The 11041-nt window shown below is 70.7% G+C and carries 14 protein-coding genes; 7 read left to right on the top strand and 7 right to left on the bottom strand.

Annotated elements, in window-relative coordinates; all coding sequences use genetic code 11:
* Nucleotides 1-27: 27 nt before the first annotated feature.
* From IF20_RS05410 to IF20_RS05395, 4 genes are all read left to right on the top strand, one after another.
* Nucleotides 28-843 (top strand): alpha/beta fold hydrolase, encoded by an 816-nt coding sequence (locus tag IF20_RS05410; protein ID WP_052863793.1) that lies wholly within the window; start codon nt 28-30, stop codon nt 841-843.
* A gap of 124 nt (nt 844-967) precedes the next feature.
* Nucleotides 968-1372, top strand: a complete 405-nt coding sequence (locus IF20_RS05405; RefSeq protein ID WP_052863792.1) for a hypothetical protein — start codon at nt 968-970, stop codon at nt 1370-1372.
* Nucleotides 1373-1375: 3 nt separating this feature from the next.
* The gene (locus tag IF20_RS05400) at nt 1376-1885 is read left to right on the top strand and encodes a thiol-disulfide oxidoreductase DCC family protein (protein WP_052863791.1); all 510 of its coding nucleotides are present in this window, start codon (nt 1376-1378) and stop codon (nt 1883-1885) included.
* Between the two features lie 11 nt (nt 1886-1896).
* Nucleotides 1897-2607: a TetR/AcrR family transcriptional regulator gene (locus tag IF20_RS05395; protein ID WP_052863790.1), complete on the top strand. Its 711-nt coding sequence runs from the start codon at nt 1897-1899 to the stop codon at nt 2605-2607.
* Between the two features lie 36 nt (nt 2608-2643).
* On the opposite strand, the gene IF20_RS05390 is transcribed toward IF20_RS05395, so the two are convergent.
* The 5 genes from IF20_RS05390 to IF20_RS05370 all read right to left on the bottom strand — a co-directional run bounded on the left by IF20_RS05390 (nt 2644) and on the right by IF20_RS05370 (nt 7004).
* A complete protein-coding gene (locus IF20_RS05390) occupies nt 2644-3261 on the bottom strand; it encodes a hypothetical protein (RefSeq protein WP_199896499.1) in 618 nt (205 codons plus the stop codon).
* 444 nt (nt 3262-3705) lie between these two features.
* Entirely contained in the window at nt 3706-5832 is a 2127-nt protein-coding gene (locus tag IF20_RS05385; protein WP_052863788.1) for a S1 family peptidase, read from the bottom strand.
* Nucleotides 5833-5849: 17 nt separating this feature from the next.
* Entirely contained in the window at nt 5850-6161 is a 312-nt protein-coding gene (locus tag IF20_RS05380) for a trypco2 family protein (protein ID WP_052863787.1), read from the bottom strand.
* A 118-nt stretch (nt 6162-6279) separates the two neighbouring features.
* The gene (locus IF20_RS05375) at nt 6280-6783 is read right to left on the bottom strand and encodes an FBP domain-containing protein (RefSeq protein WP_052863786.1); all 504 of its coding nucleotides are present in this window, start codon (nt 6781-6783) and stop codon (nt 6280-6282) included.
* 11 nt (nt 6784-6794) lie between these two features.
* A complete protein-coding gene (locus tag IF20_RS05370; RefSeq protein ID WP_052863785.1) occupies nt 6795-7004 on the bottom strand; it encodes a hypothetical protein in 210 nt (69 codons plus the stop codon).
* Nucleotides 7005-7124: 120 nt separating this feature from the next.
* Here IF20_RS05370 and IF20_RS05365 point away from each other — a divergent pair, with 120 nt between their 5' ends.
* Together IF20_RS05365 and IF20_RS37400 are read left to right on the top strand one after the other, a co-directional pair.
* Complete coding sequence (locus tag IF20_RS05365) at nt 7125-7946, top strand: helix-turn-helix domain-containing protein (protein WP_052863784.1); 822 nt, start codon at nt 7125-7127, stop codon at nt 7944-7946.
* Nucleotides 7936-8130 carry a DUF397 domain-containing protein gene (locus tag IF20_RS37400; RefSeq protein ID WP_110943833.1) on the top strand — a complete coding sequence of 65 codons (195 nt, stop codon included), beginning with the start codon at nt 7936-7938 and terminating at the stop codon, nt 8128-8130. Before IF20_RS05365 ends, IF20_RS37400 begins: the two co-directional genes overlap by 11 nt.
* Here the strand turns inward: IF20_RS37400 and IF20_RS05360 are convergent.
* Both IF20_RS05360 and IF20_RS05355 read right to left on the bottom strand, forming a co-directional pair.
* On the bottom strand, nt 8096-9382 hold the full coding sequence (locus IF20_RS05360) for a metallophosphoesterase (protein WP_052863783.1): 1287 nt from the start codon (nt 9380-9382) through the stop codon (nt 8096-8098). The two genes, IF20_RS37400 and IF20_RS05360, sit on opposite strands and share 35 nt — an antisense overlap.
* Nucleotides 9379-9651, bottom strand: coding sequence for an SCO4848 family membrane protein (locus IF20_RS05355; RefSeq protein WP_052863782.1), 273 nt, complete (start codon nt 9649-9651; stop codon nt 9379-9381). Before IF20_RS05355 ends, IF20_RS05360 begins: the two co-directional genes overlap by 4 nt.
* A 10-nt stretch (nt 9652-9661) precedes the next feature.
* Here IF20_RS05355 and IF20_RS05350 point away from each other — a divergent pair, with 10 nt between their 5' ends.
* Nucleotides 9662-11041 (top strand): D-alanyl-D-alanine carboxypeptidase family protein, encoded by a 1380-nt coding sequence (locus IF20_RS05350; protein ID WP_407702448.1) that lies wholly within the window; start codon nt 9662-9664, stop codon nt 11039-11041.

Raw genomic sequence — 11041 nt, 5'->3', positions numbered from 1 at the left:
CGTTCGTCCCGGGGAATGCTCTCCCGTATGACGAACGACACCGCCCCCCTCTCCCCGCACCGACCCCTGCCTCCGCTCTCCGCCACCGTCACCGGTTCCGGCCCCGGCATCGTGCTCGCCCACGGCGCCACCGGCAGCATCGACGACAACTTCGCCCGACTCTTACCGGCGCTCGCCGACTCCGGCCACACCGTCGTCGCCCCCGACTACCCCGGCTCGGGCCGCACCCCGCGCGCGTCCGGACCGCTGACCCTGGACGCCCTCACCGACGCGGTCGTGGACGGCGCGGTGGCGGCCGGCCTGGAGACGTTCACCCTCATCGGCTACTCGCTCGGCACGGCGGTCGCCGTCCGCGCCGCGACACGCTACCCGCGCCGGGTCAGCGGCCTCGTCCTCACCGCGGGCCTCGCCGCGCCCGACCGCCGTACGGACCTCTGGCTGGCGCTGTGGCAGCGGCTGCTGGAACAGGACGACTACACGGGCCTCGCGCTGGCCCGCACGCTCAGCGGCTGGGCCCCCGGCCATCTCGACGGGCTGCCGGCCGGCGACGTCGAGACGCTGCTCGACCCGTGCCCCGAACTGGTGCCGTCCGGCTCGGCCGACCAGGCGGCGCTGGTGCGGGCCCTGGACACCCGCGCCGACCTGCCCCACGTCGCCGCGCCCACGCTCGTCATCGCCACCCTCCACGACCAGCTGGTCGATCCCGCGCACTCCCGCTACCTCGCCGACCGCATCCCCGGCGCGCGGTACGCCGGGCTCGCCGCCGGCCACGTGCCGATGCACGAGTGCCCCGAGGAGTGGGAACGGCTGATCGCCGACTTCCTGGCCGAGCACGGACTCTGACGCCCCGCGGAACGCCTCGGCAAGCCAAGGCGGCCGGGGCGTTCGACATCCACTTGAACATGTTCAAGAACAGGTCTACTGTCGACGACAACGGGGAATTGAACACGTTCAGAAAGGCCGTCCCATGGACCTCACCGTCGTCGCCTACGCGGTATACCTGCTGGTCAGCATCGCCCTGACCGTCTGGGTCGCCCGCACCCTCAGCCGGAACGGCCAGATCTTCCTGGCCGACGTCCTGCGCGGGAACGAAAAGCTCGCGGACGCCGTGAACCACCTGCTCGTCGTCGGCCTCTACCTGGTCAACCTGGGCTTCGTCGCCCTGTACCTGCGCGCCGCCGACGCCGTCGCCACCGCCCGCGGCCTGGTCGAGACGCTCTCGGTCAAGCTCGGCGTCGTCCTGCTCGTACTGGGCGTCCTGCACCTGGCGAACGTCTACGTCCTCAGCCGCATCCGGCGCCGTGGCGCCATGGAGCGCGAGCAGCTGCCGCCGGTCGAGCCGCAGGGCTTCACCGCCCCGGCGCAGGCCTGAGCCATGCCGACCCCGGCCCCGGCTCCGACTCCGGCCTCGGCAGCGCGACCGCGGACCCCGCTCCGGTCGATCACCGTGCTCTACGACCCGGACTGCCCGCTCTGCGCCTTCGTACGGGACTGGCTGACCCGGCAGCGGCAGCTCGTCCCCCTCGTACCGGTCCCGGCCGGCTCGGCCGAGGCGCGGCGCCGCTTCCCCGAGCTGGACCACGACACCACGCTGCGCGACATCACCTGCGTCGGCGACGGGGGCCAGGTCTACCGGGGCGCCGCCGCCTGGATCGTCTGCCTCTGGGCGCTGGCCGCCCACCGCGCCACGGCCCACCGCCTCGCCACCCCGGCGGGCGCGCCGCTGGCCCGGGCGGCCGTGCTGGCGGCGGCGAAGTACCGCGCGGCGCACCACCCCACGGGACCCGCGCGGGAGCGGGCCGACGGCTGGACGTACGACCGGGCACGGGGCTGGTCGTACGTCCCGGAGCGACGGGCCGGCGGGGGCCGACCGGCCCCCGGCTAAGGTCGGACCCTGTGAGCGACGAGACGACCGGGACGCCCCGGCCCGCCAAGGGCGAGCAGACCCGCACCCGCATCCTGCAGGCCGCGATGGACCTGTTCGAGGAGCGCGGGTACGACAAGACCACCATGCGGGCGATCGCCCAGGAGGCCGGCGTCTCGGTCGGCAACGCCTACTACTACTTCTCCTCCAAGGAACACCTGATCCAGGGGTTCTACGACCGGATCGCCGACGAGCACCGGGCGGCCGCCGCCCAGGTCCTCGCCACCGAGACCGACCTGTCGGCCCGCATCCGCGGGCTGCTGCTCAGCTGGCTGGACGTCGCGGCCCCGTACCACCGGTTCGCCGCGCAGTTCTTCAAGAACGCCGCCGACCCGGACAGCCCGCTCAGCCCCTTCTCGGCCGCCTCCGAAGGCCCCCGCGAGGCGGCCATCGCCCTGCACCGGGAGGTACTGGCCGGCGCGGACGTGAAGTCGGCGCCCGAGCTGGCCGACCAGCTCCCCCGCCTGCTCTGGCTCCAGCAGATGGGCCTCGTCCTGTACTGGGTCCACGACCGCTCACCGAACTGCGCCCGCAGCCGCGCCCTGGTCACCCGCACGTCCCCCCTGGTCGCCCGCCTGATCGCCGCTTCCCGCTTCCGCGTCCTCCGCCCACTGGTCCGCGAACTGACAGAACTCCTGGACGACTTCCTGATGCCGGGGGCGAAGCGGGGGGACGGTCGCTGAGGAGCGCTGCGGCAATGACGAGCACGGTCTGAACGGTCAGCCCAAGGAGCAGCCGGCGCCCTGCGTCGACAGCGGCACCGTGACGCAGTACTTCGTCTTCGGCCGGAGCGCGAGAACGTCGTGTGGCACGGTGAACACCACCACCCGGGAAGCAGGCATGACGACCGTGCCGATCTGCCGGACGAGCACGGCGTCCAGCGACTGGTCCACGGCGTACAGGCCGACCGGGACGCGCTCACCCCGTCCGAATCCGTAAACCACGAGATGGCGGGGGCTTCCCTTCACCTGCAGCCAATTCCGCTCCGGCTCGCGCGGAAGCGTTACCGTCTGGACACGGGAGGCAGCGGCGCCGCCCTGGAACGCGGTGATCCGTAGGGCACCGGCGGCGGCAAGACGCTCTCGTACGGAGTCCGGGGGCACGAAGTGCCATATCCGGCTCTGTACCGACTCCTCCCCGACGCCGTAGACGTTCAACGCTGCGCCGTCGAACAAGGTGCCGGGGGGCGCATTCTCTTCCGGCCCCTCGGAGACCGGAAGCGTACCCGGTACAGGTGTCACCTCGACCGCGTGATCCTGACCTCCCACCGTGACATTCACCGTAATCGGCAGATCATTGGCGAATCCCTGCAGGCAGAGAGCGACCTCATCGACCAAGGGAGCTTCCCCCGGGCCGGAAGAACTGGTCAGCCACACGGCCGGCGAGCTGCGGAGGTCATCCGGGTACTCCGTCAGGTCGTTCTCGCAACTCATCAACTTCCCGTCCCCCTGGCCGAGTAACGTGATCTGCTGGGCCAGCAGGTAATCAGCTTGCGCCTGGGACCGGGACGGCGTGGACTTTCCGCCGCCTGCTGTCGCTGTGGCGGATTCGTCTCCCGTGCCCGAGCCGCGGTCGGCACCCGAATCGCCAGGTGAGGTCGGCTTGCTTTCCGAGCCTGTGCCACCTGCCGGCTCCGATCCCGTGTGACTCGTGTCCTCACCCGAGGCCGACGTCGGAGGCCGGTTACCGCCCTCCGACGTGCAAGAGCACGCAGACAGGGCCAGGCATAAGAGCAGTAGTACCGCCAGTATCCCTTTGGTTTTCACGTGCACCACAGCCTCTCAGTCGGACCGGTCGGCTGCCCCGCCGCCCGCTCCGCACCTGGCGTGCGCGGCAGACCTTTCGTCATCGAATACCGCGTGATATTCGGTTAGTTTCCGGGCCGGTACCTCCCCACTGCTGACTGCCGCTTCGAGCTGGCTGATCGACCTGCGTTGAGCTCCGTCGCCGTCCGCGACGGCACACAGCCGGTAGCTCCAGGAAGCCAGCAGTCCCTCCCACAGGGCACGGGTCGCGAAGCGCCTTTCGTCCTTGAGTGCTTCCTTCATGGTCATGACGGCCTCGGCCAGTTCTCCCTCGGCAGCCGAGTGCGTTGCCGCGACCGAAGCGGCAAGTGCGCGCAACGGTTGCCCGCCGTCGACATGCCTCGCCGCGCGCACCCGCGCGGTCAGCCGGTCGACGGAGCCGTCGTCCGGTGTCAGGCCGGCTGTGATCAGGCACTGCTTGACCTGGGCGAGGTTCACCGACGCCTTGAGCCGTCCGATGTCGGTGAAGGCGGCATCGCTCGCCAGCCGTTGCAAGGAGGCTGCCGCGGTCTTCAGCCCCGCCGGCTGCACGGTCTTCACCCGGCAGGTGGGGGCCGGACCGACCGACGTGAGGTAGGTGTTCCCGGCCAGGCTCAGGCGGGCCCTACGGTGGATCGGGGACCCACGCGGCACAGCCTCGTAGTCGGCGCGGGCGGCAGTCAGTGCCGCCTTCCAGCCGGCCGCGTTCTCCCCGAGCGCCATCTGCTCCAGCGCGTGACCGCGGAACAAGTGGAGTAGGTCGCTCCCGACAAACTGCTTGTTCAGCGAGCGGCCCGCGGAATCGTCATCGCGCAGCAGCCTGTCGAACTTCTCCGCTGCCTCGTTGCCTCTGCCGTTGCGCCACAGGTCGAGTGCCGTCACGAATTCGGCCAGCCCGCGCGTACGGGCGACGAGCTGCGAGACGACCGCGTTCCGGCCGGTGGACGACTCCCAGCCAGCGTCCATCACGATGTCACCGCCCGCGTACCAGCCGGAGAGCTCCGGGGCGTCCGGCACCTGGTCCGGTCGCACGTATATCGCGGGCGTGACCTTCGTCTGCCCCGTCGTATCGGTGTTCACCAGCGCGCTGATCACCAGAGCCGCGTTCGACCGGCGCACGAAATCGCTCGTGCGATTGTCGAGTTGCCGTCGGTCCGAACCGGTCAGTCCGCTCAGCGGCAGGCGGACGTCCGAGACATAGCCGTGCACCTCCGTACCCTTCAGGGTCCTCCGCAGTGCACGGGTGAAACTCGTCGCGACGTCGTCCAGCACCTGAGGGTCCTGCTCGTCGCCCCGGCCCTCGAAGCTGACGACACCGGCATTCGGCAGGCCGCTCATGCGGTGGATGGGCGGTGCTTCCGGCGGGATGGTGTACGCGATGACAAGGCTCACGCCGGTGGCTACGACGACGAGCGCGCCTGCCCTCAGCGCAGGCGTCCTGATTTTCGCCCGCCGTACCGCACGCGCGGTGACCTTGTGCAGACCCGAGATCAGTCCCAGGGCTCGCAGTGGTGCGAGACAGCCGGCAACGGGGGCCGCCGTGAGCGCACTGACACCGTGCCGGGCGACGGGCGCCCGGGTGATCACACCGACGAGCCACGGACCACTGAAAAGCGCGGCTCCGGAAATACCGGACCACAGCGTGCCGCCGGGCAGCTCCTTCGGTAAGGAACTGTCCTTGACGTGGAGGGAAAGGTTGCCCGATTTCACACCGGTCAGCGGCTCGATCACTCCCCGTATCTCTTTTGTGTCGCGCACGTTGCCGCTCGACCGTTCCGCGTCGGGGAACCCCACGGCAATGCAGGGGACCTGCTCATCGGCACCGGCCAGCCGTCCCCACCGCACCGGCCTGAGCCGCTGACGTGTCCACCCGGAATCCCGTATGTGCAGCACGGCGATGTCCGACGCGCCCTCCGGCGCCATCCACAGCACTTCGGCCCGGTGCCATTGTCCGGTACCGGTTCTGGCAACGCGCCGCACGTCCACGACGGCCTCGGCGAGGTTCACGCAGTGCCGCGCGGTGAGTACGAGATCGGTCGATACGAGATATCCGCTGCCGGCCTTGGGCTGCTCGTCATCGCGGGAAGAGCGGCACCAGATCTCCATGACGCGGGTGATGTCCATCGCGGCCACCACACGTCTTATCGCGGCCGTTCACGGGACGCCGCGGCGATTTCGACGTCGGCCCCCTGACTGTCGACCGGCTGCAGCGTCACCTTCAGCCGGTGGGTCGCCCCTCTCGCATACGAAGCCTGGACGTCCGCAGACCAGGGCAGCACCATGACCCGCACTTTGGCACGGGCATCGAGATTCACCGCCACGGTGAACTCGAGTTCCACCGGTCCCGTAGTGAACCGAATGGCCTGCCCCGCCCCCTCAGCGACCGCCTGCTGCAATTCACCCCGTACGGCAGCCACGGCATCAGCCAGCCCGATCCAGGATTGCTCGCCCATCTGGCCCCCGCCCTTCGAGCAACAACTCCTCGAGGAGTTCCCCGCCACCATCCCACACCCGAACTGCGGACAGCAGCCCGGGAAATGGGAATGGGGGGTGTGCCGATGGATTGAGGAATCAGTGCTCGCCGGTGACCTTCGCGAGGAACGCGTCGAGGTTCGTCGTCATCCGGGCGACCTTCTCCGCCACGCCGAGCTGCTCCTCGTAGCGCGCGGCGAGGTCGGGCTGCTTCTTGCCGCGGAGGTAGAGCGAGCAGGCGAGGTCGGCGCAGACGTACGCACCGACGGTGTTGCCCTGCCGGCCCGCCGCCCCGGCCCGGGGCGCGGCGAGCAGGCTCACCCCGGAGCCGCCGTGCGCGGTCAGGCAGAGCGAGCAGACCGTGGTCTTGGTGAACGTCCGGCGGATGTTCTGCGGCCGGCGCAGCGTGACGCCGAGCGGTCCGCCGTCCCGGGGCGCGACCAGGTAGGCCCGGTCGGGCGCCTGCGGATCACGCCAGCCGAGGAAGTCCAGGTCGTCCCACGGGAGCCCGTCCAGTCCCGCCGGTATGTTCAGCCGCTTCGCCTCCCCCTTCGAGCAGTTCACGAAAGAGGCACGGATATCGGATTCGGACAGCGGTTCCATGGTTCCGGAAGCTAACAGCCCGGTCGGCCGGGCGTCGCCCGATTTTCGTGCACCTCGCGGTAGTGGTGGCGCAGCAGGACCCGGGCGTCCGTCTCCCCGCTGCGGTCGTGGGCCGCACGGGCTGCCCGGCCCATCCCCTCCAGGCGCATGCACTGCTCGCAGTCGGGCCGCGGTCGGGGGTACGGCAGCGGAAAGGACGAGGGCGGCTGTACGGCCATCATGCGGAAGCGCTCCTTCGAGGGGTGGGGCCGAGCTCTTGCCCCACAGCTTGGCCCGGCCTCCCTACGCTCGGCAGCAGGTGACACGTGACACCCGGTCCGTCACCGAAGGGGGTTGGGCACATGCACGGCGAGGGGATCCCGGAATCACGTTCGGCGTACGGATGCGAGCTGCGGCAGCGACGCGAGGCGGCCGGCCTGACGCAGGAGGTGCTGAGCCAGCGCGCGATCATGTCCCGCACGCACATCGCCCACATCGAGGCCGGCCGACGAAAGCCCTCGCTTGAGGATGCGCGACGGCTGGACCAGGTGTTGGAAACGGGCGGGTTCTTCGAGCGGTTCCTGCCGACGTTGGACGACCGGTCGATGCCGAACTATTTCGCGCTGGTTGCCGAACTCGAAAAGCGGGCCACGATGATCCGCGAATACGCGTCGTCCCTCGTACCCGGGCTGCTGCAGACCCGGGCGTATGCGTGGGCGGTCATCCGGCACTACTACCCGCCCAAGACCGATGAGGTCTGTGACAAGATCGTCGTCACCCGACTGGAGCGGGCTCGCATCCTGCAGGACCCCACCACGCCGGTGATGTGGTGCCTGCTGGACGAGGCAGTTCTGCGACGCCCCGTCGGTGGTCCGGCCGTCATGGCCGAGCAGTTGCGGTACATCACGGAACTGGGCGAGAGCGAACGCATCCGCGTGCACGTCCTCCCCTTCGCGGTCGGCGTGCACCCATTGATGGAGGGCTCGGCCATGCTGATGTCGTTCGACGACGCACCGCCCATTACCTACGCTGAAGGCTTGGCAACGGGCCACCTCATCGACCAGCCGTCGGTGGTGCAGCAGTGTCACCTGAACTTCGAACTGACCCTGGGCGACGCGCTGTCACACTCTGCATCGCTGGCCCTGATCAGAGCTGCTGCGGAGGAGTACGAGCATGTGGCGTAAGTCGAGCTACAGCGGCGGAAACGGCGCCAACTGCGTGGAGATAGATACCGGTCGATCTGTCGGCGTCCCCGTGCGCGACAGCAAGAACCCACAAGGCCCGGCGCTGATATTCGGGGACGCCGCCTGGGCCGCGTTCATAGACGGGCTGGTCACGCGTCCCGGGACGCGAGCCGCACGACCGTGACGTCCGGTGGGGCGCCCACGCGGACCGGTGGGCCCCAGGCTCCCGCGCCGCGGGTGACGTAGAGCTGGGTGTCGCCGTAGCGGTCCAGGCCCGCGACGGTGGGGTTGGCCGCTGCGGCGATCAGGTTGCCGGGCCAGAGCTGGCCGCCGTGGGTGTGGCCGGAGAGCTGGAGGTCCACGCCGTGTCGTACGGCCTCGTGGATCATCACCGGCTGGTGCGCGAGGAGGACCGACGCGCGGGACGGGTCGCGGTCGCCGAGGGCGCGGGCGTAGTCGGGGCCGTCGGCGTGGTTCTCGCCGGAGATGTCGTTGACGCCGGCGAGGTCGAAGCCGGGGAGTTCGACGCGGGCGTTGCGGAGCGGGTGGACGCCCAGTTCGCGTACGTGGTCCACCCACTCCTGCACGCCGGAGAAGTACTCGTGGTTGCCGGTGACGAAGAAGGAGCCGTGCCGGGCCTCCAGCCGCCGCAGCGGCTCCGCGGCCGGGCCGAGGTCGGCGACGGTGCCGTCGACGAGGTCGCCGACGATGGCGATCAGGTCGGGGTCGGTGCGGTTGACCGCCGCCACGACCCGCTCGGTGTGCGCGCGGCCGAGAGTCGGGCCGAGGTGGATGTCGCTGACGACGGCGATGCGGTAGCCGTGCGCGGCGCGCGGCAGCTTGGCGAGGGGGACGGTGATCCGCTTCACGCGCGGGCCGCTGAGCACGCTGTACGTGCCGTAGCCGACGGTCGCGGCCGCGGCCGCCGTCGCGCCGACCGCCACCGAGCGGGCGACGAAGAGGCGCCGGGAGGGGGCCGGGGACGGGGGCGGGGAAACCTCGGTGGCCGGGGTCTCCGCGGCGGTCGGGGCTCCCCCGGTGGCCGGGGGAGCCACCGCGGCCAGGGACGCCACCGCGGCAGGCGCCGCCGCCCGCTCCTCCGCGTCCGGCCCGGCGGACGGCCCGCGTGCCGGCACCCGTAGCCAGACCGCCCGTACGACCTCGCCGACGAGCAGCGCGAGCGTGAGGTAGAGGACGAGGGCGAGCCAGAGGTAGCCCGGCCAGGCGATGGCCTGCTGGAGGGGGAACGGGGCGCCCGCGCGCGGGGCGACGAACGCGCCGAGGATCAGCAGCGGGAGCACGACGGCGAACGTCGTGCCGGTGCGGCGCGCGACGCTGCCGGGGGTGGTCGTGTCGCGGACGAGGCGGCGCCAGAGGTACCAGTGCACCGCGCCGAGCAGCGCGAAGATCGCCGCGATGACCAGGACGAAGATCACGTAGCGGACTTCTCGTCCGCCGGGGCCGCGGCGCCGCCCCGCAGCGCCCGTACGCCACGGAACCCGATCACCCCGATCGCCGTCCCCAAGAGAAAGGACGTCACGGCGAGCGCCAGATGCACCCAGAAATAGGCAGTCGGGTCACCTGCGTCATCGAAGGCGAGACCACTTCCGTCCTTGACCAGATTCTTGACGAAAGTGATCCAGATGAACCAGCTCCAGACCCCGAAGGCGAGCAGGAACCAGGACACGGGGCGCGAGAGCTTCATACCTTCCAGTATGAGCGGCGGGGGTGCGGCGCCGTCGCGAGGGGCCGCCGTTCGCGGGGTGGCGGCTGCGGTTCCGGACGCTGCGGGTACGTTCACCGACGTGCCGACGATTTCCCCCTCCCCCGCCCCTGCCCCTGCCCCGCGCGCCGCCCGCCGCCGTACCGGCCGCCGGGCCGCGGCCGCCGCCCTGGTGTGTGCCGCGCTGACCGCGCCGCTGGCCATGGCCGTACCCGCGTACGCCGACGAACCGAAGCCCTCGAAGACGCCCGAGCCGCCCGCCACGATGTCCGCGGTCGGCGGTGACCGGCTGGCGAAGCCCGGTACCCAGGTCGAGCTGAAGGAGGGCGCCCCGAAGCTGCCGAAGGGGCTGTCCGGACGCTCGTGGATCGTCTCCGACCCGGAGACCGGCGACGTGCTCGCCGCGCACAACGCGCACTGGCGGCTGCCGCCCGCCTCCACGCTGAAGATGCTCTTCGCCGACACCCTGCTGCCGAAGTTCCCCAAGACCCAGAAGCACACGGTCGAGCCGGAGGACCTGGCGGGCATGGGCGAGGGCAGCAGCCTGGTGGGCATAAAGGAGCACCAGACCTACACGGTCCACGACCTGTGGCTGGGTGTCTTCCTGCGGTCGGGCAACGATGCGGTGCACACCCTCGCCCACATGAACGGCAGCGTCGAGCAGACCGTCCGGGACATGCAGAAGCAGGCGGACCAGCTGAACGCCCACGACACGCACGTCGTCACCCCGGACGGCTACGACGCGAAGGGGCAGGTCTCCAGCGCGTACGACCTGAGCCTGTTCGCCCGCTCCGGACTGCAGAACGCCGACTTCCGGGAGTACTGCTCGACGGCGTTCGCGCAGTTCCCGGGCGAGGCGAAGAAGGGCAAGAAGCGGCCGACCTTCGGCATACAGAACACCAACCGGCTGCTGACCGGTGTGTACGGCGGGAAGCCGTACGAGGGCATCGCGGGCGTGAAGAACGGCAACACCACCAACGCGGGCTCGACGTTCACCGGCGTCGCGCAGCGGGGTGACAAGGTCCTCCTGGTCACGGTCATGAACCCGGCCAAGAAGGAGCTGAACGAGGTCTACAAGGAGACCGCGGCGCTGTTCGACTGGGGCTTCGCGGCACGGGACAAGGTCGAGCCGGTGGGCCGGCTGGTCGGGCCGAAGAGCAAGGAGGGCGACGCCAGCAAGCACAGCGCCACGAAGAGCGACGGCAAGCACTCCGCCGCGCACCTGGCCGCGACGGACGGCGCCGACGGCCGGAGCGGCGCGTGGACCGCGCTGGGGATCGCGGGCGGCGCGGTGGTCGTCCTGGGCGGCCTGGCGCTCGCGGTGCACCGCCGCTGGCCGCTCCCGGACCTGGTACGGCGCCGCGGCCGCTGA

The sequence above is a fragment of the Streptomyces niger genome (genome assembly GCF_000718305.1).
GTDB classification, from domain to species: domain Bacteria; phylum Actinomycetota; class Actinomycetes; order Streptomycetales; family Streptomycetaceae; genus Streptomyces; species Streptomyces niger.
This window is presented reverse-complemented; position numbering and strand designations above follow the sequence as displayed.

Excerpts from the sequence above, each read along its gene's own strand:
- IF20_RS05410 (WP_052863793.1), top strand. The coding sequence starts at position 28 with ATGACGAACGACACCGCCCCCCTCTCCCCGCACCGACCCCTGCCTCCG.
- IF20_RS05405 (WP_052863792.1), top strand. The coding sequence starts at position 968 with ATGGACCTCACCGTCGTCGCCTACGCGGTATACCTGCTGGTCAGCATC.
- IF20_RS05400 (WP_052863791.1), top strand. The coding sequence starts at position 1,376 with ATGCCGACCCCGGCCCCGGCTCCGACTCCGGCCTCGGCAGCGCGACCG.
- IF20_RS05385 (WP_052863788.1), bottom strand. The coding sequence starts at position 5,832 with ATGGACATCACCCGCGTCATGGAGATCTGGTGCCGCTCTTCCCGCGAT.
- IF20_RS05380 (WP_052863787.1), bottom strand. The coding sequence starts at position 6,161 with ATGGGCGAGCAATCCTGGATCGGGCTGGCTGATGCCGTGGCTGCCGTA.
- IF20_RS05375 (WP_052863786.1), bottom strand. The coding sequence starts at position 6,783 with ATGGAACCGCTGTCCGAATCCGATATCCGTGCCTCTTTCGTGAACTGC.
- IF20_RS05370 (WP_052863785.1), bottom strand. The coding sequence starts at position 7,004 with ATGATGGCCGTACAGCCGCCCTCGTCCTTTCCGCTGCCGTACCCCCGA.
- IF20_RS05365 (WP_052863784.1), top strand. The coding sequence starts at position 7,125 with ATGCACGGCGAGGGGATCCCGGAATCACGTTCGGCGTACGGATGCGAG.
- IF20_RS37400 (WP_110943833.1), top strand. The coding sequence starts at position 7,936 with ATGTGGCGTAAGTCGAGCTACAGCGGCGGAAACGGCGCCAACTGCGTG.
- IF20_RS05355 (WP_052863782.1), bottom strand. The coding sequence starts at position 9,651 with ATGAAGCTCTCGCGCCCCGTGTCCTGGTTCCTGCTCGCCTTCGGGGTC.
- IF20_RS05350 (WP_407702448.1), top strand. The coding sequence starts at position 9,662 with ATGAGCGGCGGGGGTGCGGCGCCGTCGCGAGGGGCCGCCGTTCGCGGG.